The sequence below is a fragment of the Priestia sp. YIM B13489 genome (assembly GCF_042787645.1).
GTDB lineage: Bacteria > Bacillota > Bacilli > Bacillales > Bacillaceae_H > Priestia > Priestia megaterium.
Genome location: NZ_JBHZOQ010000053.1, coordinates 433,815 through 456,943, shown reverse-complemented (window position 1 = coordinate 456,943; position 23,129 = coordinate 433,815). Strand labels below are relative to the sequence as shown.

Here is a 23,129-nt window from a genome sequence, read left to right as displayed (position 1 = left end):
GTTATGTCTCAACCTCTTTAAATTGAATAAGGTAAGTATGGTTATTTTATTATCAGATTATTCTGTACTATATACAGTATATTGTATACAATATATAATCTAATCATTATCTAATTAATAAAATCAGAGGTGATGAGTGAATGACAGACAAACAGTTTAAAAATGTACAAGACGGAACCAAAGCGGTATGGGCGGGAGAAAAAGAATCCCTTGCTTACAATGCCACTCAAGTTCCTGTCGTCTTCAGCGTAGCTTACAATTATGATGATGTAGACGAATGGCAAGAAGTTGCGTTAGGAAACAAACCAGGCTATACGTATAATCGCATGAGTAATCCTACAGTTAAAGCTTTTGAAGAAAAAGTAAGGATACTTGAAGAAGCAGAAGAAGCGGTCGCATTTTCCTCCGGCATGGCGGCTATTAGCAGCACTTTATACACGTTTTTAAAACCTGGAGACCGCGTCGTATCGGTAAAAGATACATATGGAGGAACAAATAAAATCTTCACTGAGTTCCTTCCTAACATCGGAGTGGATGTAACCTTATGCAATACGGGGAATCATGAAGAAATTGAAGCGGAAGTAAATAAAGGATGTAAAGTGCTATATTTAGAGTCACCTACAAATCCTACGATGAAAATTATTGATATTGAAAGAATAGCAAAAGCAGGAAAAGCAGTAGGGGCAGTCGTCATTATTGACAATACGTTTGCGACACCTATTAATCAAAACCCTCTTCAATTAGGGGTGGATCTTGTCATTCACAGCGCAACAAAATTTTTAAGCGGACATGCGGATGCCTTAGGAGGAGCAGTATGCGGCTCTAAAGAATTAATGAAGCATGTGTATCACTACCGTGAGATCAATGGCGCGACCATGGATCCCATGTCAGCGTATCTTATTTTAAGAGGAATGAAAACGTTAAAATTACGTATACGTCAACAAGAGCGAAGCGCTTTGGAAATTGCTAAATTTCTTCAAAAGAAAGAAGCGGTTGAAGCCGTCTATTATCCTGGATTGGAAACACACCCTCATCATCATATTGCCAAAAAACAAATGAGAGGCTTTGGCGGGATATTAAGCTTTGTTTTAAAAGGAGAAATGGAAGCTATTAAAATTTTGCTGCCAAAGTTAACGTATGCAAATAAAGCCGGCAATTTAGGAGCGGTTGAAACAATTTATGGACCAGCAAGAACGACTAGCCACGTAGAATGTACGCTTGAAGAACGTAAAGCTCTTGGAATATCCGAAGGACTGGTTCGCATATCTGTAGGAATTGAAGATACGGAAGATTTAATTGCAGACTTAGCACAAGCATTTACTCACTTGGAATCCGCATCATCTATTAGTAATTAAAAAGACGCGTATTACTTTTTTTAATAAAAATAAAGTAAGTACCTCTTTTTAGTTGGTAGACACGTCTTCAGAATTATAGAAATTTTGTGGAATAAAGCTGATAAATTAAACTGTACGTGTATTTTTTCGTCTGATTTTGTAGGTATACTGATAAATTAGATGAAATAAAAATGTTTTTACGCGTTTTAAAAATAAACTAACTTACAACAGCCTACAAATAAGGAATGATAGTATGTCGAAACAAGAACAAGAAAGTGAATACACAATAAAAGATGCATCATTGTTTGGATTAAAATTAATGCAGGTAAGTAAAGCCATCTGGAGAGCTGCGGAAGATGACTGGGAGCAATGGGTGAAACCTTATGGACTAAACGTAAATGAGCATCATATTTTATGTTTAGCTAGTAACACGGGAGAAATCTCTATGTCAGAGTTAGCTAATTTAGGAGCTATGCATATCTCTACAGCGTTTAATTTTTCAAAAAAATTAGAAAATCAGGGATATCTGCATTTGTCCAAAAGAGAAAATGATAAAAGAAACACCTACATCAAATTGACTGAAAATGGCGAACAATTATTGCTTGATACGCTCAAAGGGTATGAACCACATAACAGTAAGATATGTAAAGGCGCACTTCCTTTAAAAACGTTATACGGCAAATTCCCCGCTTTTCCAGAGCTAGTAACCGTTGTTCGCCATGTTTGCGGCGGCGAGCTTGTGACCGTTGCTGATCAACCTTTTGTGAATATAAAAGAAGCGGGAATAGAAGAAAATGAAGATAAGAAAGAAGTCCAGCTAACTAGTAATTGAACGCAGTGAATAATATGCAGACAATAGGGCTTCATGAAAATAAGTGAATAACAGGCGAGCTGTTTTATACGTGAGAAATACGACGTATAAAACAGCTCTTTTTTATTTTTCGAATAATGATTCTCCATTATATTATGAGAAATTTAGGATAAGCTACCAGTAGTAAATTTTCTGAAGAGAAGGAGTGATTACCATGAATAAGTCAGACTCAATTTCTGTTTTTCAATTGATCCTTCTTTCAATGACGTTTATTGGCTTAAAAACTCATGTGATGCTCATATCTCCATTAATTAAAACGGCAGGACGAGATGCTTGGATCACCGTTCTTCTTACTTGTCTTTTAACACTCATATGGGTTCCTTTACTCGTATATGTAAATAAAAAAACAAAAGGCGAACATCTTTTTCGATGGATGAAAAAGCATGTGAATAAGTCATTTACCAATGTCGTTATTTTTCTTACAATCGTTTATTTGACCCTTATGGAGATCGTCACTTTACGAGAGACGATTACGTGGATTAATATTATTTTTCTTCAGCGAACACCTTTAATTATTCTCGTTTTACTATTTGGTTTTACCTGTTGCTTACTTGCCGCTACGAGTCTTAGAACGATTAGTATTGTAAACGTATTTCTTTTATTTTTTATTGTAATATTAGGTTTCTTTGTTTCTTTTACAAACTTTCAATTTAAAGATTATTCTTTATTGCAGCCTGTTTTAGAAAATGGCTATTTTCCTGTTATTAAAAGTATTGTATTTCAAGGATCAGGGATGGTAGAGCTGCTGCTGCTGCTCTTTTTGCAGCACAAAGTGCCGCAGCCTATACGCTATAAGCATTTAGCGGTGGCTGCAATTCTCTTAACAGGCCTTACGATTGGACCTCTCATTGGAGCAATTACTGAATTTGGCCCTGTAGAAGCCTCTAAGCAACGTTTCCCTCCCTATGAAGAATGGGGAATTGCATCGCTTGGAAAGTTTATAGAACATATCGACTTTCTATCTATTTATCAGTGGTTGTCGGGTACCTTTATCCGCATTTCGACCTTTCTTTTTATTATGAAAGAATTAGTTTCGTTTCAAAAAGGCCAAAAAAGGTTTCTTTTACTCATTCTAGTGGTTATTACTGTATGTACGCTGGCTCCTATAACGGACTTTGCTTTTTCAAATCTTTTATTTTTTACAATCATACCGGCTACTTTCTGGTTATTTGTTGCTTTCTCTCTTTTCTTAGTAGTCATAGTCTTTCTATTTTCTCATAAAACAAGGAGGGATAAGAGTGGAATTTTTTAAGAAGAAAAAAGACTACAGCTCTAAAAAACAAGAGGCGGAAAGTCTTTTAAAAGAAAGTTCTTCTCGTGCTCAGATAATCAATGAGTGTACGTTAAGAGATTTATTTGGAAAATGCAGCGATATTAACTTCGAGACCGTTTATTTTTATAACAAACGAGTGCTTATGATTTATTGTACCGGTCTAGTTAGTACGGAAATGCTATATGAAATGATTCCTAAAAAATTAGAGGAATGCTGTGCTAAGTTAGAGGGTGAAGTAGAAGGAGACAAGATCATAAAATTATTAAATCTTCCCTCAGTTTCCATCGTTCAAGATGAAGAACAGGCAGTTTCAGAAATTTTTTCCGGGAAATTATTCATTGATTTTGGATCACCACAATCAGTTGTTTCTATCGATATTTCGGACCGTCCTCAAAGAAGCCCAGAAGAAACGAAAAATGAAGTAACCATATTGGGTCCTAGAGATAATTTTATTGAAGACTTACCTGTCAATATTGCTTTAATTCGCAAGCGTCTTAAATCAGTTTCCTTGTTAACAAACTCTTTAGAGATTGGAAAACGAACAAAAACAAAAGTAAGCATTTTATACATGGAAGATGTAGCTGACAAGAAGATACTTGACGAAATTATGGAAAAGTTAGGAGATATCGATATCGACGGTATTTTCAGCGGAACACAGTTAGAAGAGCTCATTAATAAAAATCCGTATAGCTTTTTTCCTCGACACGCTTATACAGGGAGACCTGATTTTGCGGTTCAATCTCTGTTAAATGGCCGGTTTATTATATTAATTGATGGAACTTCATATGCGTATGTTACACCCATTAACCTTTTTTACTTATTAAAGGGATCTGAAGATAAAGAAAATACATATTTATACAGCTCTTTTGAGCGTATTCTTCGAATCTTCGGGCTTTCTATCGCTGCTTTTTTGCCGGGTTTTTGGGTTGCAATGACGGCTTTTCATCAAAATCAGCTTCCGCTCAGCCTGTTAGCTACGATTGTTGAAGCAAGAAGAGGTGTTCCGTTTCCTACCTCTCTTGAGGCAATATTAATGCTTCTTTTATTTGAATTGTTTCGAGAGGCAGGGTTTAGACTGCCGACTTCTGTCGGGCAGACCCTCAGTGTAATTGGAGGGCTTATTATCGGTGATGCAGCCATTAGAGCCGGTTTAACCAGTCCTGCCATGCTTGTTGTCATTGCAGGTTCTACAATTGCTACGTTTACGCTAGCTAATCAGTCTCTTATAGGAACAATTTCACTAATCCGCTTTTTTTGTATTATCTGTGTCAGCATCTTAGGTTTCTTTGGATTTTTTATTTCCATCTTTTTAGTCATGATCTATATTACAAACATCCGAACGTTTGGTGTGCCATATTTTGAGTTAGCAACCCGTTTAGACGTGAAAAATATTTTAAAATCTCTCTTCCGTCTTCCCGAAAGTAAAAAAGCAACAAGAGCTAGTATGCTTAACCCAAGCGATTCCACACGCGAAAAAGGAGAAAGTTAGTGAAAGGGAATATAAGGAATTTACTTATACTTATTATGAGCTCTTTTTTATTGTTTCTTTCGGGATGCTGGGATACGAATGAACCGGAACAAATGGTATATGCACAAGGAATGGGGGTAGATTTTAAAGATAACCGTTACGTTCTTTACCTGCAGACCATCAATTTAAGTTTATTAGCAAAATCCGAGGCAAGCGGTGCTGGCGCAGGTCAAGTCAAAGTAGAAGTTGGTTATGCAACAGGGAAAACCATTGATGAAGCTATTTTTAGATATTATCAAATTTCTCAGCGCAGAATCTTTTTTGGGCACTTAGCTTTCCTTGTTCTAACGGACGATGCGTTAAAGCATGGCGCTGTCAAATCGGCAGTGGATTTTTTAGATCGTTATCGGGAAACGAGATACAACATCTGGATGTATGCTACGAAAAGTCCTTTGAAAAAAACGTTGTTAGCTACGCCTATGTTCGAAGTATCGAACGCTCTTTCTCGCTTGAGCGATCCTAAAGTGATTTTTAAGCAAAACTCGTTTATTCCACCAATCGATTTAAGAGAGCTCATTATCCATCTTAATGAACCTAGTCACGAAGTAAATATTCCTCTCGTTCAGACTAAAGAACATTTAACAACGGATCAAAAAAAAGAAACAGCTATTCAAGTAAACGGAGCAGTGGCTATTACATCATCTGAATTAAAAGGAGTTTTTTCAGAGAATAAAATCAAAGGACTTAGATGGATAACGGATGAATTTGTACGAGCTGGTTTACGGGTAAGGCTCCCTGATCATTCCGATATTGATCTTGTGGTAGACAAGAAAAAAGTAAAAATTGAACCTGTTATAAACGGTAGTAATTTAACATTTAATATAAAAGTTCGTGCAAAAACAACGATTTTAGTTATGCCGCAGCACGAAAAACTATCGACTATAAAAAAAGAAGCTGAACAGAAAATTAAGAAACAAATTATGGAAACGTACGCGCAAGGCTTAAGTATAAACAGCGATGTTTACAGGCTTTCTCATGTTCTTTATAAAAAAGAACTGCGTAAATGGAAGGCTGTTCAAAGCAACGGGGCAATTCCTTTAACAAAAGACTCAATAAATGTGAAGGTCAACGTACAGGTTAAGCATGGAAACAAACAGCGAATAGGTCCGACTATAGATTAACATACTGAAAATCTGCACACCTCACCTGATAATGTTAACTCATTAAACAAAGGACAAAAGTGGAGGAATAGATAAAATAGAAAAGACCAACCTAAGAACAAATCAAATTAGGAGATTATAGATGGAAACAATCAAACCAATTAAAATATGTTCAAAAAAAACAAGCGTGCAAGAGAAATTAACAGCCCCCGAAATGGGCAAACTTTGGGCAACCTATATGGGCAACAGCATGTCTTCGTATATTTTAAGTTATTTTCTTGAACACGTTGAAGATCCAGATATAAAAAAGCTGTTACAGCATGCAAAAGGTTTAACGGAAGAATTTCAAAGTAACGTAAAAGACATTTTTACAAAAGAGAACGTGCCAATTCCATACGGATTTACGCAAGAAGATGTGAACCTAGGCGCTCCAAAGCTGTTTGAAGATGAATTTTACGTGCATTATTTAAAATATGCTGCTAAAGCTGGATTAAGCATTTACAGTATCGCACTGCCTCTAATGTATAGAGAAGATGTAAAGACATTTTTAACGTATTGTATGAAAGCAACAATGGAACTGATGGAGCAAATAAAGGCAATCTTAATGGATAAAGGATTTATTATTAAGCCGCCACTTATTCCCGTACCAGAAAAAGTGAACATCGCTAATACTCATTATTTAAGCGGTTTTATAGGAGATGTTCGACCTTTGCATGCATTAGAAATTGCTCATCTGTATGATAACATCGAAAATAATGTGACAAGCAAAGCCTTAATTTTGGCATTTAGTCAAGTTGTTAAAAGTGAAAAAATCCGTACGTTATTTGTAAAAGGTGAAGATCTGACAAATAAAGCGGTAGAACGCTATATTGAAAAGCTTCATCGAGATAATTTACCAGCGCCATCCTTTCTTGATCATTTAATTACTACTTCGACTTTTTCACCGTTTTCGGATAAATTGATGCTGTTCCATAAAATGGATATGTTCTCGATGAAAATGAGGGCTTTTGGAAATTCAGTAGCCGTCAATGGAAGACATGATTTGGCGCTGTTATATGGAAAATCAATGACAAATATCTCGAAGTTTGTAAAAGATGCAGCGGATATTATGATGGAAAATGGATGGATGGAAACACCACCGGAAGCGGTAGATAGAAATCATTTAAACTCCAACTAATTAAATAATTTGCCTTTATAGCTCTAATGAATAAAAAACACACAAAATAGATGTCAGATTTTGTGTGTTTTTTTATTTGAAGAGAGAAAAAGCTGTTAATCCTGCCTTTATATTTGATAATCATTAAACTAACCCAACTTATGATTACAATTTGTATAGGAGCTTAATGTCTCCATGTATAAAAAATATTATTTATTTGCTGCTCATTATTTTATAGAAATTACTAGACATTTATAAGACATTAAAAAGAAATTAAAGAAATTATAAACATTGCTAAAACTTATATGGGTAAAAGCCTTCTACTGACTGAGGTTAAAGGGAATAAAGCAATCAAAAAAACTGCAGTTTACTACAAGAATTTTCACGAAAAAATATAGGATTTTTTTATAACGGCTATATTTTCTACGCAGTAGTTCGGAAAATAACGTTTATTTATTGTGTTTTTTGTTCATTTAGTTGATTTTTTTCACGAAAATGAAAATCATTATCATTTAAAGGGATTTATCGTAGCTCACAGACGTGTATGTTTGAGTAAGTTAAAGAGAAAGAAAGAATGGAAGGAAAATAGAGTAGAAATGAGTAAAAAAAGGCATAACAAAAAAGAGTATTATAGAGCGTTAATTTTTGCCTGATAATACCCGTTGGCAATTTTGCGGATATACGTAAAGAAGTTTGACTCCATTTCATGCACAAGAGGTCGAAATGCATCCATACTTTCTTCTATGTAAGTTTGTTGTAAGTGACGCTGAACGGACGTTAATGATTTTTCGATTATATCTAAACCAAACTCATGTACAATGGAATGAATATCCTCTTTTTTAATTGAATAATGGCCAAAAGATTTAAAGAAATTCTTAAACTGAGCAAATGTATGCTCTCCACGAATTTTTTCGATTTCTTTTTGTTTTTTACTATCATGAGCACCAGTTAAATTAAAGCTTAAAATAAAACCATCCTTGATTTTTTCAATAATTGATTTTCTTGGCTGCTTTTCTTCTAATAATGTTTTGACACAATCATCTTTTTCTAGCACATCGATACGGAAAATTGTACTCAATTTACTAGCCATTTCTTTAATAGCAGCTTTATAGCCAATGTATTTTGGAAGAATGTGTTTTACATCAGTGTAAGATAGAAGCGCTTCTGAATCTTTCTTTACGTTTACATCAGATTCGTATACGTACAACGCACGTAAAGCCAGACGCAGCATGTTGATATTTTTAATAGCCAGCAATTGATAAATCACTTCCATCGAAACAGAAGTATAACCACCTTTTGAAGTATATGTATTGTTATCTTCATCAAGCATTTCAGGATTATATGATATGTTTTGAACATCAGCAGCTTCTTTTATATGTAAATCTAAAAAATCCTCTAAATAGTTGTTTAAAGAAACTTGAATATAGTCTCCCCATAAACGATCCCAGCGAATGATGTCATAGTCTTCTAAAAGCTTATTATTATTTTGAACGGTCCGAACGGAACATTGGATTGTATTAGCCAGTTCTTGCTCAGAAATAATTGAAATATGACCCTGGCTGTTACATTTGGCTACGTAAGCTAAAATTTGCTTCATCAGAGAACCCGTCCACTTTATATCTACAAAGTTTTTCGCAAGACCAAATGAATGTTTTTCATAGTAATAGCTATTGCCTCGTTTCGTGTTTCTATTTAAGCCGCTCATGACAATCAGCAGTTTATTTGCTACAAGGGTGTGCCGTTTTAGTACCAGCTTTTGTATACTCATGTAGTGACCTCCTTTCCAAAACTATATACGTCGTCTTTTACAGTATAGACACAGTCATATAGGCTGTAAAATGACATATTTGCACGGGGAAATGGTGCATTTTTTTAAAAGACTAGTGATACCAAGGGACGAGACATCTATTTAAAAGGTGACATATTTGCACGGAGATGTGGAGCAAAAATAGCGTTATATTTCATAAACGTTGATAAAACAGCATTCTTAAGCTAAATGTCGTATTATGACGGATGAAATACACAAAATGCGACAAATTCGAAAAAAATTTTGATGTAAAAATGACATATTTGCACGGAGAATAGGAGCAAAAATGATAAAAGTAAAGGTTCAGGCAAGGAAGTGACACATTTGCACGGAAAATAGGAACAAAAAAAAGAAAAATGCCCTTTTTGAGACACAAAAAGTTCACATTTTCAGAGGGGATAAACAAACATTTGCAGAAAAAATAGTGTTTTTTTAAGAAAGTGGCATGTTTGCACGGAAATCTGGAGCAAAAAACACTTTTGCACGGAGATGTGGAGCAAAAATTGAAGGAAACGGAGAGGGAAAGTCGCTGACACAAGAAAATTTATGTAAAAGTGACATATTTGCACGGAAGATTGGAGCCAAACTTATAGTAAATGCAGTATAGAAAGAAAAACGACACTTTTGTACGGAAATCTGGAGCAAAAAACAATTATAAATACTTTTTTAGACATAAAAAGTTCACAAAATGATAAGGAAGGTGAAGTTTAATAGCTATATTAGCAGGGGAAACAATATGTTTACATGGAGAATTGGAGCAAAAAAACACTTTTGCACGGAAATGTGGAGCAAAAAATGCAGTGGTTAATAGTACATAGATAAAAAGAATGCCCTTATAAAGATTATAAGGGCATTCTTTTTTAGCCTATAGAACTTGTTACGTTTTGATAAATAGAAAGGGGAGCATATTCGTAATCACCAGCTAGTAAGTCTTTTACTTCACTTTCTCCCACAGGAATAAAGGTAATCTGAAACACTTGGCCCACTCTTTTATAGGATTGGACAGCTAGTTTTTGTTCGACTAGCTCATCTAAGGCTGTTTCTATTTCGACAAGGTTTTCTTTTTTTCGTCTTTTTCGAAAGCGGACTCTTGTCGAAAAATATAAATAATCTCTTGTGACATTGTATGAAGATTTTGTTTCATAGCAAATGAGACGCTCTTTTTGCATAACGAATAGCAAATGATAAGCGGCGTCTAAACTTAATTTTTCTACTTTGTTTTTATAAATACGCACCGTTTGGCGTTGAATATAGTCTCTATATATCACTTCATTGACGTGAATTTCAGCAATTCGCGTTCCGTTTGGCATCGTAGTAATATCCACAAAGTCAAAAATACCGTAGGCAATTTTCTTATTATGCTGTACTTTTGTCATGCTGTAGTGCTTCATTTTTGTAATTCTTTCTTCTATCATCTGATAGTTGCGCTTACTGTCTGTTTTATAGAGTGCTTTCACAAGATCACCAATTTTTACGTTAATAATTTTTTGTGTAGCGAACAATTCGTCGCGCTGGCTCATGATCTCTAAAAACACTTTATAATCAAACCGATCTAAATCACTAATTTTATTTCCATTTTCTTCAGCGTATTCTTTTTCTATTAACAATTCGTAATCTGTCCCGTCTTCAGAGTTATAAGTACTTAAGAAATATTCTTTTCCTTCTTTCTCTAATAGGGGTTGCTCGACGAGAAGCTTTGCTCTTGAGTTAGAGAAAAAAGGATTCTCTACAGTTGAAAAAGGGCTCTCAATAATACTATGATTTCCGTTTTGGAAGCTTGGGTCCAGTATAGTAAGCCCAATAATAATAGATATATCCGTATGGATTGCTTTTTCTCGCTGGGTCTTGGTTTTTTGATGAATATAAGGATAATCCGTTAAGAAGAAGCTATCTTCTTGACTCCATTCACGTAGGATACCAATTCGTTTATCAATGACTTCTTCCGGAGATGATACGTTTTCAAACTGTTTGCAAAAGAGTTCTTTTCCATTCGTTTTATAATAAGCTGTTAGCGCTTTGTATTCGCCAATCAGCTCTTTATTCTTCTTAGGCTTTTTTTGCTCATAGTCGCGTATAGCAGCATCTAACCATCTGCGTTTCGTACGATTGAGAAAGTCTTTTTTTAAAATCCTCAACGCTTCGTTTACATCTTTATTTTCAAAGTGCTGCTGATAAAGAGGGAGGATGGTGCTTTCTAAATCACCTTTTATACTTTCATTATAAACAGATAAGAGGCGTAATTTAGATACTCTATCAATGACTTCGCGTATGAGTAAAGATGAATAATCCATACACATCTAACCTCCTTAACCTTAAGTTATTCATTTTAATTCTTAGCTGGATAGTGGCTTTAAATCTATTGTAATGCACGAAAGTTCGATGCTACAAACAAAAAAAGGCTACTATCTATAGTCTATTTTTCATTATACACGTGCAAAGCAGAGGAAGGGGGAGATTTTCTTATTTTCTTTTTTAGTAATCTACATTTAGTCATGTAGCATATATATTTGCCGTGTAGCTTATGTATGGAGGATAACCGTGTCTGCAAGACCGCTAATTCTGCTACCGAGTTTAATGGACTGATAGAAAGTATCTCAAAATAAAAGGATATCAGCGATCAAAAGAGAATACGTTGTAAAACTACTAAACCCATACCGGAGGTCATAAATGAACCCTATATTAAATGAAGTAGGCACGGTTTTTATTCCTGTAAAGGACACAAAAAAAGCACGAGATTGGTATTGTGACATACTAGGTTTGATAGCAGATGGAGACATTTTATATGATCATTTATATGTGATACCTATGAATGGAACAGGGATTGTATTAGATAGCAAAACTTATTCAAAAAATACGCTTTTTAAAACGCCAGCTTTTCATTTGAATACAAACGATATCAAAGAAGCTTATGAATATATGAAGCAGAAAAAAGTAGAGCTAACGACAGGAATTCAACACAATCATTGGTTTACATTTAAAGATCCGGATGGAAATCACCTGATGGTGTGTCAGTGCTGAACCCATGGGAAGATAAAAGACATTAGGACATAAAGAAATTACCCCAATCTAAAGACGAACAAATGAGATAAAGGAGCTGAACCGCTTGTGACACCGCTGTTGAGTTCCGTTGAAGACTTCCGTTTTTCACGCAGAAGTCTTCACCTTGCCCTCCAATCAACAGCTAGAAGCAGCTGCACAAACCCTATGTTCAATATGACAACAAAAAATCCGAACTATTAATCAGATTAATAGTTCGGATTTAACTTCAACTAAAATGCTTTTTTATCAGCTTCTATTGGATTGCCTCGGCATTTTACAATTTGACAGATTTGTTTCTGAATTGAATCATTCTTACAATATTTATCACAATTGTTTTTGTTACAGCATAAGCCGGAATCGCTAAGATCATTCCGAGTATTCCTGCAATATTACCAGCAACAAGCAATAAAATAATAATTGTTAAAGGATGAGTGTTTAATTTCTTTCCAATTACCAGCGGAGAAATAATGTTCCCATCTAGCTGTTGAACGATTACGACGACGATAATTACTAATATCGCTTTTGTAGGAGAGTATAATAAACCTACGATTAAAGCAGGTGCTACGCCAATAAAAGGGCCGACGTACGGGATAATATTAGTAAGGGCTCCTATTAGTGCGAGTATCAATGCATAGGGTAACCCGATGATGAGGTAACCAATGAATGTACTAATACCGACAAATAAACAAACGAGCATTTGGCCTTGAATATAAGTAGCTAGCGTATTTGTTGTTTCTTTCATTGTACGTAACGTTTCTTTTCGGTAAGAAGCAGGAACCATACGCAGCGTATTTTTACGAAGTTTATGGCTGTCTTTAAGCATATAAAAAAGAATGAAAGGAACGGTTACAACCGTAAGTGTAATATTTGTTACGACGCTTAAAACAGATGAAATACTGTTTGTGAGATTCGTAGGTAAAGTAGACGCGTAGTTTAAAAGTGACTCTTCAATATGATCGAGGGACACATATTTTTGTTCAACGAGCCAGTTAAACCATCTTGAGTTAGATAAATCATTTATGTACTCTCTCGTTTCTACAATATAAGACGGAATATTTTTAGCCAAATCAGTTAATTGTTTAGATAAAGTAGGTCCCACACCGCCTACAATAGAAGCAATTACGCCGATAAAAACAACGTATAATAATAAGATGGCCAGTGTTTTTGGCACTTTTTTTCTTGTGAGAAATGACACAATTGGTTCGAATAAAAAGAAAAGAAAACCAGCTACGAGAATAGGGAAAAATAAAGTGGAGATAAACACACCGATTGGTAGAAAAACAAACGAAATATGTTTACAAATGTAAATCAGTAAAGCAATCATTAATAGTTCTAATGTCCAAAAATGCAGTTTCGATTTAAACAAAAAGTTACCCTCTTTCTTTACTATTTTTTACTATCATACATCAAAAAAGAAACCCACTGCACGTGAAAAGTGGGCTTTTTAGTCTGTATAACTTTTATTTACATAAAAATTAGGATTTTTCCTCTTTATTTTCAGTGGTATCCTCTGGAGTTTTTTTGTCGTCATCCTGTATAATTCCTTCCGCTGCATTTTTAAATTCTCGCAGGGAATGTCCAAATGCTCGTCCTATGTCCGGCAATTTACTCGGTCCAAATACAATTAAGGCAGTAATCCCGATTACGACCATGCTTGTGGCTCCTGGCATGATATCCTCTCCTTTAAAAGCAATGAATATATGAAAATTAAAAAGAGATAATAAATAAAGTGTATGTTTATACTATTCACTTTTCTCTTTAAAATTCCTTTATTTTAAATGATACGAAAATAAGGTGCAGCGGCTATGTATGATTTAAATGCTAGTAGTGATGCATACGAAGTTAATTATAGCATTAAAGACAGCTTGTTCGCCTTATTAACCTTGTATAAGCTTTATGTGAAACAACTTGCTTTAATTCTTATGGAAACATGTCATAAATCCTGTTTTTTAAAAAATGAAGAATCAGCATATGAAAATAAAGAGAGAAAAAAATTGAAAAATATAAAGATAAATTGTTGTAAAATTTAGAAAGAAGTAATAGAATTAAATAAAATGTTAACGTTAACATTTATGGTGTTGAAGATTAAATCTTATTAATATAGTTATCTATAAATAAGATTATTCATCAATTTATGTAACTTTGTTAACGTTAACAAAAAATGAAGGAGTGAATAGGAATGAAAAAGTTTATGGATGACAATTTTTTATTAACAAATGAAACAGCCGCACACTTGTATAATACTTACGCAAAAGATATGCCCATTATTGATTATCACTGCCACTTAAACCCACAGGAAATTTATGAGAATAAACAGTTTGAAACGTTAACTAACGTTTGGCTAGATAGAGATCACTATAAATGGAGACTGATGAGAGCCAACGGAATTGAAGAAGAAAAGATAACAGGATCAGCGAGTGACTATGAAAAATTTCTCGCGTGGGCTAAAACAGTTCCGATGACAATTGGGAATCCGCTATATCATTGGACGCATCTAGAGTTAAAGCGTTTCTTTGATATTGATGAAATATTAAATGAACATACGGCACCGTTTATTTGGGAAAAAGCAAATGAGAAATTACGCAGCGGTGAGTTCGGTGCAAGAGATCTTATTACACGTTCTAACGTAAAAGTTATTTGTACAACGGATGATCCAACAGATTCATTAGAGTATCATATGAAACTAAGAGATGTGCAAGAGTTTGAGACCCAAGTACTTCCAAGCTTTCGTCCGGATAAAGGGCTTGAAATCAATCAAGAAGGGTTTAAGAACTGGATTGCAAAGCTGCAAGATTGTTCACATCATTCCATTCACACCTATGATGATTTGTTAAAAGCTCTTGAAAGTCGAGCTCGTTTTTTCCATTCCAGGGGAGGACGTTTATCTGATCACGCACTAAACAAAATGGTATATACGAAGACTTCAAAAGAAGAAGTTTCAGAGATTTTCTTAAAAGCCTTAAAAGGTGAAGGTGTAAGTACTGAAGAAGAAAGTAAATACAAGTCATATACGTTAATCTTTTTAGGGAAGCTGTATAATGAGCTAGGTTGGGCAATGCAATTTCACCTTCATGCTCTTAGAAACAATAACACAAAAATGTTTCACCAGTTAGGGCCGGATACAGGGTATGACTCGATGTATGATGGACAAGTGGCAGAGCCTCTCGTACAGCTTCTCGATCAAATGGACGTACAAAATAGTTTGCCAAAGACGATTTTATATTCGTTAAATCCAAAAGATAATTATGTATTAGCAAGTATAATTGGAAGCTTTCAAGGAGACGGCATCCCTGGCAAACTGCAGCTCGGCACGGCTTGGTGGTTTAATGATCAAAGAGAAGGTATGTTAGAACAAATGAAAGCGTTATCAAATATTGGGTTGTTTAGTCGTTTCATTGGTATGTTAACGGATTCCCGAAGTTTTCTTTCATATACAAGGCATGAATATTTCAGAAGACTAGTATGCAGCTTAATCGGTACGTGGGTAGAAGAAGGAGAAATGCCTAATGACCAACAGCTGCTTGAGCAAATTGTAAAAGGAATATGTTATGAAAATGCTAAAGACTACTTTAGCTTTCCTGCCTATACGCTGCAAAAATAAACACGCAAAATAGTTTAAAGAATTGCAAGGGGAGAAGGGGGATTACCATGAGTGTTGTGGCAACTGAAAGAAAGATTGAAATAAAAGTAGAAGAGAAAAATCTTAGTGTAAAAGAAAAAATATCTTATGGTATGGGTGATTTTGGTAACGGTTTCATGTTTGATTTAGGGCAGTTGTATTTGTTGAAGTTCTTTACAGATGTGGCAGGCATCCCTGCCGCAGCTGCGGGAGGGATTTTTCTAGTAAGTAAGTTATTTGCGGCAGTTTGTGACCCAATTGTTGGTTCGTCTATTGATTACCGAAAAAACATAGGTGCTAAAGGGAAATTCCGACCGTATTTACTATTCGGAAGTATGGTGTTGGCCATTTTAACCGTACTCACTTTTATTTCTCCAAACCTTTCACCGGCGGGTAAATTAATTTATGCGTACGCTTCTTATATGATCTGGGGAATTGGCTATTCATTTGTCAATATTCCATACGGATCGCTAGGCGCATCCATGACTCAAAATACTTCTGATCGCACGTCTCTTGCTGCTTTTCGTCAAACAGGATCATTAGGTGCACTGTTTGTAACCAGCATTGCTGTTGTACCGCTCATTCTGTTATTTCCAAATGAAAAAATCGGTTATCCCGTTGTCATGGGGATTATGTCGGTCATTGGAATAATCGCTTTTTATGTATGTTATCGCAACTGCAAAGAACGCATTGTCGTAAAAGAGAGTCCAAAAGAAAAATTATCAGTCAAGTCTATTTTTAAAACGTTTGTAAGTAACAAGCCTCTTTTAATTTTAGTATTTATGACGGTATTTACCATTTCAGCTTACAATATTAAATCAGCTATGCTTATTTACTTTGCACAATATAATTTAGGAAATGTTAAATTGATGGCTTACATGAACTTTATTATTATTGGTTCATCCTTTCTAGGAGTCATTATGCTGCCAAAGCTTGTTAGCCGATTTGGAAAAAAGCAGGCGGCAATGATTGGCTTAGGAATCAGTATTGCAGCGGACACAGTAAATTTCTTTATGCCTTCTAACGTCGTAATTTTTACGATTTTAGCAAGTATTGCTTTTATAGGTATCAGCATTCCTAACGGGATTACATGGGCATTTGTATCAGATATCATTGATTATGGTGAATGGAAAACAGGCGAAAGAAAAGAAGGCACAACGTATTCACTGTTCAACTTTTCTCGAAAGCTCGCTCAGTCGCTATCCGGCTTCTTATCAGGTATTGGTTTAGGGTTAGTTGGGTATATCCCAAACGTGGCACAAAAGGCAGGTACATTAGTGGGGATTAAAAGTTTACTGTTACTATATCCTGCTATTGCTTTATCCATTGCTGCAGTGATTATTGGTTTTATGTATAAGCTAACGGATAAGAAACACGCGGAGATTGTCCAAGATATTCATGCTAGGTCTTAGTCAAAACTGTCATAACATTCACCATTTGCTTATTATTCCTACTAAGTTGTGATATCCTTATAATAAAAATCGATACTGATTCATTAAAGGAAGGTAAATGAAATGGGTGTTACAATTAAGGATATTGCAAAACTAGCAAACGTATCACATACAACGGTTTCACGTGCATTAAACAATAGTCCGCTTATTAAAGAAAAAACAAAAAAGAAAATTTTAGATATTGCAAATACGCTTAACTATATTCCTGACTACCATGCGAAAAATTTAGTTCTTCAAAAATCTCATACAATTGGACTGTTTTTTACGAGCATGGCAAACGGTACATCACCAAGTTTTTTAGTGGATAGTATTAGAGGGGTAAGTAAAGTAATTGATGTTCAGTATAATTTATTTGTAAGAGGCATTGACGATTACGATGATTATACGTACATCAATAATAAACGCTTTGATGCGATTATTTTAATGAGTCAAAGCGATCGTGATAACACTTTTATATATAACGTAGTAGAGAAAGGCATCCCGTTGATTGTGCTCAATCGCCAAGTTGATGATTCATCAATTATTAATATTTTGTCTAATGACAAAGAAGGAGCTTACAAAGCTGGCGAGTATTTGATTGAATTAGGTCACAGACATATCGCAATCATAGAAGGAATAGAAGGCTTTAAATCAACTCAACAGCGTAAGGAAGGATTTCTTAACTCGTTAATTGACCATAATGTTTCCATTCGCCAAGAGTATATGATTCAAGGAAATTACGATATGCAAAGCGGATATGAAGGAATGAAAGCACTGTTAAGGTTGAAGCAACCGCCTACTGCTGTTTTTTGTTCAAATGATGATATGGCAATCGGTGCTATGAATGCCGCATTCGAGTCTGGGCTAAACGTACCCAATGATATATCAATTATTGGATTTGATGATATTGAATTAGCCAAATACACCACTCCTTCACTAACAACCGTTAAAAGACCAATCGAGAAAATCAGCATGACCGGAGCAGAAGCAGTTTTATCATTAATGAACAAAGATGACAAAAATATGCTGCAAAATAAAGTTTTAATTAATACCGAATTAATGGTTCGCCAGTCTGTGAAGTCACGCTCATCTATGTAGCCGGTTATTTAGTATAACCGGCCCAAAAATGTTAACGTTAACATTTTTGGAGTTAAAATAATATAAAAATCTATAAAAATAACAATGTTAATGTGTGCAAAGAAGGAGATGCTAACATGAAGTTAAACCGCCAGATGCAAGCTAACACACGTATCTACCCAGAAAAAGTTCTGCAGTTTGGAGAAGGCGTATTTCTAAGAGGGTTTGCTGATTGGCAAATTCATCAAATGAACAAACGCACTGCATTTAAAGGCAGTATAGTAGCTGTCAATCCGAGAATCACCGGAAATGCAGGTAAATTGAATAAGCAAGACGGTTTGTTTACGGTTTCTCTTCAAGGAATTCAAGACGGTAAAGCACTCAAAGAACATGAAGTAATTGAATCTATTAGCCGCGGTCTAAATCCATATGAAGATTATGAGGCTTATATGCAATTAGCGGAGAAAGAAGAGCTAAGATTTCTTATTTCTAATACAACAGAAGCAGGCATCGCATTTTTAGAAGAAGACCGCTTGGAACATGCACCGCAAAAGAGTTTTCCAGGTAAAGTCACAGCATTTCTATATAAGCGCTTTAAAGCTTTTCAAGGAGACCCCACAAAGGGGCTTATTATCTTTCCTTGTGAATTAGTAGAGCGAAACGGGGATTTGTTAAAGAAAATGGTATTACGTTATGCCGACAAATGGAATTTAGAAAAGAAGTTTACCGAGTGGATACACGAAGCAAACGCTTTTTGCTGCACGCTTGTTGATCGAATTGTGCCAGGTTATCCAAATGATGAAAATACGCTCAATGAACTGAATTATGAAGATGAGTTTTTTGTGATTGCAGAGCCATTTTACTTATGGGTTATTGAGGGACCAGAGTGGGTAAAAGAGGAGTTTCCCGCGGAAGAAGCTGGTTTACATGTGAAATTTGTGAACGATATTGCACCGTATGCGCTGCAGAAAGTCAGAATTTTAAACGGTATTCATACTGCAACGATGCCTGTTGCGTATTTAGCGCAACTAAATACGGTCAGAGAAGCAGTCGAAGATGAAGTAATTGGAACGTTTATTCGAAAGTGTCTATATGAAGAAATTATTCCTAGTTTACCAGTTTCGGAAGAAGAGTCCTTGTCATTTGCTAAATCTGCATTAGAACGGTTTCAAAATCCGTTTATTCATCACGAATTAATGAGCATCTCTTTGAACAGCATGACAAAGTTTAAAATGCGAAACATCCCAACTCTTAAAGAGTACGTTGAAAAGCACGGAGCGCTGCCTACTTTGCTTACATTTTCTCTCAGTGCCCTCATTTCTTTTTATAAAGGAAAAAGAGAAGGAGAAAAAATTGAACTATCAGATGACCCCGCAGTTCTAGAAATGTATGAATCTCTTTGGAATACGTATAACGGTACTGAAAAAAGCATTTCTTACATTGTAAAAGAAGTGCTGGGATATAAAGAGCATTGGGGAGAGGATTTAAATATGATTCCTAGCTTAACAGAAGCCGTAACAAATGGAGTCTTAGCTATTGAAACTGTCGGAATGAAACAGGCGATGAAAGAAATTCTCTATGTAACCGCAACTAAACAGTAAGAGGTGAAGCATATGAAAGAAGTAATTCGTATTCATCAGGGAGATAATGTAGCAGTAGCTTTACGAGATTTTTTAGCACAAGAGAACCTTATGGTTGATGGAAAAGAAATTTCTCTAAAAGAAGAAGTAAAACGGGGCCATAAAATAGCTCTTACGCCAATTTCAGCGGGCGGCAACATTATAAAATATGGCTTTCCAATCGGGCATGCGACTTATTCTATTTCACCTGGTGAGTGGGTGCATACGCATAACGCAAAAACAAATTTAAACGACGTTAATGAATATAAGTTTCATCAAAAATTAGCAGTTCCTAAACAAAAAAAACAATCGCTAACGTTTAAAGGATATCGCCGCAAAAACGGAGATGTTGGAATTAGAAATGAGCTTTGGATTGTTCCAACGGTAGGGTGCGTCAACGGTATAGCCGAACAAATGATTAAACAGTTTCAAAAAGAAATAGGGGATCTCTCGCCTTTTGAGCATGTAACCGTTCTAAAACACAATTACGGATGTTCTCAGCTCGGTGACGATCACCGTAATACAAGAACCATGCTTACGAGAATGGTACAGCATCCAAACGCTGGAGGAGTTTTAGTGTTAGGACTTGGATGTGAGAATAATAGCTTAACAGAATTTAAACAAGCGCTAGGTACAATTGATGAAAGCAGAGTGAAGTTTTTACAATCTCAAGACGTCGAGGATGAAATTGAGGCAGGAGTCGCTTTGCTAAAAGAAATTTATGATGCTGCTAAAGACGATAAAAGAGAAGACGTTGATATTTCAAGGCTGAAAGTAGGTCTTAAATGCGGTGGCTCAGATGGGTTATCAGGTATTACAGCAAATCCGCTGCTCGGCAAATTCTCCGACTGGCTCATTGCTCAAGGAGGCACAACGGTTTTGACGGAAGTGCCTGAAATGTTTGGAGCAGAAACCTTGCTCATGGAAAGAGCTGTTGATGAAGAAACATTTAACAAAATTGTTGATCTTGTTAACGATTTTAAAACGTACTTTCTCAATCACAATCAGCCGGTGTATGAAAATCCTTCTCCCGGTAATAAAGCAGGCGGTATTACAACATTAGAGGATAAATCACTTGGCTGCACTCAAAAAGCAGGCACGGCCCCAGTCGTAGACGTGTTAAAGTACGGAGGCAGTTTACAAATTAACGGTTTAAATTTACTAAGTGCTCCTGGAAATGATTTAGTTGCCTCAACTGCTTTAGCCGCTTCAGGGTGTCATATTGTACTGTTTACAACGGGAAGAGGAACGCCGTTTGGAACGTTTGTGCCCACTATGAAAATTTCCACAAACACCGCTCTTTATAACAAAAAACCGCACTGGATTGATTTTAACGGAGGAGTGCTGGTTGAAGGTGACACAGAAGAAGATACGTTAGAAAGCTTTATTGAGTACATGATTAGAGTTTCTAGCGGAGAGCTTGTAAATAATGAAAAAAATGATTTTAGAGAAATGGCCATTTTTAAAACAGGCGTTACTTTATAAATAAGTCGGTTACTAGATTGTTAAACGAAAGGAGAAAAGCTAGTGAAAAAATATGTGCTTTGTTTGTTTGTGATGACTCTTATGCTTATTTTACCGTTTTCTGCCCAAGGGAAATCTCTTTCAGCAAGTGAAAAAATAACAGCAGTTAAAGAACAAATTCAGCCTCTTTCATTTCCAAACCGTACGTTTAATGTTAAGCAGTACGGAGCAGCAGGAAATGGAAAGTCTGATTCAACGGCTGCTTTTAAAAAAGCAATCGAAGCGGCTAACAAAGCAGGAGGAGGGCGCGTTGTTGTCCCACCAGGAACTTATGTTACCGGTGCGATTTATTTAAAAAGTAATGTAAATCTTCATATAATGAAAAAAGCTACGATTAAGTTTAGTCAAAATCCTGAAAAATACTTACCTGCTGTTTTAACAAGATGGGAAGGCGTGGAGCTATATAATTATTCACCGCTTATCTATGCGTATAACGAAAAAAATATTGCGATTACAGGAGAAGGTACGTTAGATGGACAGGGGGATAACGAACATTGGTGGCCCTGGAAAGGAAAAAAGGAGTTTGGATGGAAAGAAGGCGAGCCGAGTCAGCAGCAAGATCGCGATTTGCTGTTTAAAATGGCAGAAGAGAAAGTTCCTGTTAAAGAGCGCGTATTTGGTAAAGGGCACTATTTGAGACCTAGTTTTATTCAGCCTTATCACAGTAAAAATATCATGATAAAAGGTGTAACCATTTTAAATTCGCCAATGTGGCAAATCAATCCCGTCTTAAGCGAGAACATTTTAATTGATGATGTAAAAATTATAGGTCACGGTCCTAATAATGATGGAGTAGACCCTGAATCGAGTAAAAATGTGCTTATTAAAGATTCTTATTTTGACAATGGAGATGATTGTATTGCGATTAAGTCGGGGCGTAATGCAGATGGGAGAAGAATCAACGTACCAAGTGAAAATATTGTTATTGAAGGAAACGAAATGAAAGATGGCCACGGGGGCGTTGTGATCGGCAGCGAAATATCAGGAAGCGTCCGGAACGTATTTGCTCAGCATAATGTTATGGACAGTCCCAATCTAGACCGGGCGTTGCGGATTAAAACAAATTCAGTTCGCGGCGGAACGATTGAAGATATCGACTTTAGCAACAATACGGTCAAAAGCGTAGGCAGTGAAGTGATTCAAATAGACATGTACTATGAAGAAGGAGACACAGGGAATTTTACGCCCGTCGTTCGGAATATCAACATAGAAAACTTGCAAAGCAACGGAGGCAAATACGGCTTATGGATTCGAGCCTATGAACGTTCTCCTGTCACAAACCTAACGATTCGTCATTCTAATTTCCAGCATGTTGCAACACCATTATTAATGGAAAATGTAAAGGATCCTGTGTTTGAAGAACTTTTTATAAATGGAAGCTGCATGAACACAAACCGGTAAAAGGTGTGTTTATAATCAGCTGCAAGTAAAAGGCGGAACAAAAAATATTTTAGCCCAAGAAGTATCCGCACAATTAATCGAGCTTATTGATTAATTGTGCGGTCTTTTTTTTGTTGGGATGGTGAACGTAGGTTTAATGTGTTAATAATGGTAAAAACCTGCTCTGTAATTTTTACTATTTTATAGATAGGTCAAATGATTCTTACTAATTGATAGATAACATGGATGAAAGAAATAACTTTTGACGCTTGTTTTCCGAGCAATTTATTACCTAAATGTGGATATGGAAAGTGTGAGGGAAGATATATATAAGAATTATAAAAAACATTTGTCTTTGTAAGCGTTTTATTC

At 35.7% G+C, this 23,129-nt stretch carries 18 protein-coding genes; 14 read left to right on the top strand and 4 right to left on the bottom strand.

Going from position 1 to position 23,129, the window contains the following annotated elements; genetic code table 11:
- The first annotated feature begins 140 nt into the window (after positions 1-140).
- From ACFX4W_RS08255 to ACFX4W_RS08230, 6 genes are all read left to right on the top strand, one after another.
- Entirely contained in the window at positions 141-1,355 is a 1,215-nt protein-coding gene (locus ACFX4W_RS08255; RefSeq protein WP_377559337.1) for a cystathionine gamma-synthase family protein, read from the top strand.
- A gap of 232 nt (positions 1,356-1,587) precedes the next feature.
- The gene (locus ACFX4W_RS08250; RefSeq protein WP_043981939.1) at positions 1,588-2,166 is read left to right on the top strand and encodes an HTH-type transcriptional regulator Hpr; all 579 of its coding nucleotides are present in this window, start codon (positions 1,588-1,590) and stop codon (positions 2,164-2,166) included.
- A 193-nt stretch (positions 2,167-2,359) separates the two neighbouring features.
- A complete protein-coding gene (locus ACFX4W_RS08245) occupies positions 2,360-3,457 on the top strand; it encodes a GerAB/ArcD/ProY family transporter (RefSeq protein WP_043981941.1) in 1,098 nt (365 codons plus the stop codon).
- Positions 3,444-4,967, top strand: a complete 1,524-nt coding sequence (locus tag ACFX4W_RS08240; protein ID WP_052500347.1) for a spore germination protein — start codon at positions 3,444-3,446, stop codon at positions 4,965-4,967. The genes ACFX4W_RS08245 and ACFX4W_RS08240 overlap by 14 nt, the downstream gene beginning before the upstream one ends.
- Positions 4,967-6,127: a Ger(x)C family spore germination protein gene (locus ACFX4W_RS08235; RefSeq protein ID WP_230184721.1), complete on the top strand. Its 1,161-nt coding sequence runs from the start codon at positions 4,967-4,969 to the stop codon at positions 6,125-6,127. Before ACFX4W_RS08240 ends, ACFX4W_RS08235 begins: the two co-directional genes overlap by 1 nt.
- A gap of 121 nt (positions 6,128-6,248) precedes the next feature.
- The gene (locus tag ACFX4W_RS08230; RefSeq protein WP_043981943.1) at positions 6,249-7,283 is read left to right on the top strand and encodes a DUF3231 family protein; all 1,035 of its coding nucleotides are present in this window, start codon (positions 6,249-6,251) and stop codon (positions 7,281-7,283) included.
- A gap of 607 nt (positions 7,284-7,890) precedes the next feature.
- On the opposite strand, the gene ACFX4W_RS08225 is transcribed toward ACFX4W_RS08230, so the two are convergent.
- On the bottom strand, positions 7,891-9,030 hold the full coding sequence (locus ACFX4W_RS08225; RefSeq protein WP_043981945.1) for a hypothetical protein: 1,140 nt from the start codon (positions 9,028-9,030) through the stop codon (positions 7,891-7,893).
- Positions 9,031-9,929: 899 nt separating this feature from the next.
- Complete coding sequence (locus ACFX4W_RS08220; RefSeq protein ID WP_013082784.1) at positions 9,930-11,360, bottom strand: hypothetical protein; 1,431 nt, start codon at positions 11,358-11,360, stop codon at positions 9,930-9,932.
- Between the two features lie 376 nt (positions 11,361-11,736).
- Between ACFX4W_RS08220 and ACFX4W_RS08215 the strand changes: the two genes are divergently transcribed.
- A complete protein-coding gene (locus ACFX4W_RS08215; RefSeq protein WP_043981946.1) occupies positions 11,737-12,087 on the top strand; it encodes a VOC family protein in 351 nt (116 codons plus the stop codon).
- A 295-nt stretch (positions 12,088-12,382) separates the two neighbouring features.
- On the opposite strand, the gene ACFX4W_RS08210 is transcribed toward ACFX4W_RS08215, so the two are convergent.
- On the bottom strand, positions 12,383-13,474 hold the full coding sequence (locus tag ACFX4W_RS08210) for an AI-2E family transporter (RefSeq protein ID WP_016763781.1): 1,092 nt from the start codon (positions 13,472-13,474) through the stop codon (positions 12,383-12,385).
- Between the two features lie 109 nt (positions 13,475-13,583).
- Positions 13,584-13,778 (bottom strand): twin-arginine translocase TatA/TatE family subunit, encoded by a 195-nt coding sequence (locus ACFX4W_RS08205; protein WP_043981948.1) that lies wholly within the window; start codon positions 13,776-13,778, stop codon positions 13,584-13,586.
- 135 nt (positions 13,779-13,913) lie between these two features.
- Here ACFX4W_RS08205 and ACFX4W_RS08200 point away from each other — a divergent pair, with 135 nt between their 5' ends.
- From ACFX4W_RS08200 to ACFX4W_RS08170, 7 genes are all read left to right on the top strand, one after another.
- Complete coding sequence (locus tag ACFX4W_RS08200) at positions 13,914-14,138, top strand: hypothetical protein (protein ID WP_280559483.1); 225 nt, start codon at positions 13,914-13,916, stop codon at positions 14,136-14,138.
- Between the two features lie 149 nt (positions 14,139-14,287).
- Entirely contained in the window at positions 14,288-15,709 is a 1,422-nt protein-coding gene (gene uxaC / locus ACFX4W_RS08195) for a glucuronate isomerase (protein ID WP_280559484.1), read from the top strand.
- 47 nt (positions 15,710-15,756) lie between these two features.
- Positions 15,757-17,139: a glycoside-pentoside-hexuronide (GPH):cation symporter gene (locus ACFX4W_RS08190; RefSeq protein WP_043981954.1), complete on the top strand. Its 1,383-nt coding sequence runs from the start codon at positions 15,757-15,759 to the stop codon at positions 17,137-17,139.
- 102 nt (positions 17,140-17,241) lie between these two features.
- Positions 17,242-18,255, top strand: a complete 1,014-nt coding sequence (locus ACFX4W_RS08185; protein WP_043981955.1) for a LacI family DNA-binding transcriptional regulator — start codon at positions 17,242-17,244, stop codon at positions 18,253-18,255.
- A 116-nt stretch (positions 18,256-18,371) separates the two neighbouring features.
- Complete coding sequence (locus ACFX4W_RS08180) at positions 18,372-19,835, top strand: tagaturonate reductase (RefSeq protein ID WP_280559486.1); 1,464 nt, start codon at positions 18,372-18,374, stop codon at positions 19,833-19,835.
- A gap of 12 nt (positions 19,836-19,847) precedes the next feature.
- Positions 19,848-21,338 (top strand): UxaA family hydrolase, encoded by a 1,491-nt coding sequence (locus ACFX4W_RS08175; RefSeq protein ID WP_043981957.1) that lies wholly within the window; start codon positions 19,848-19,850, stop codon positions 21,336-21,338.
- A gap of 42 nt (positions 21,339-21,380) precedes the next feature.
- Complete coding sequence (locus tag ACFX4W_RS08170; RefSeq protein ID WP_241771391.1) at positions 21,381-22,778, top strand: glycoside hydrolase family 28 protein; 1,398 nt, start codon at positions 21,381-21,383, stop codon at positions 22,776-22,778.
- Positions 22,779-23,129 lie beyond the last annotated feature (351 nt).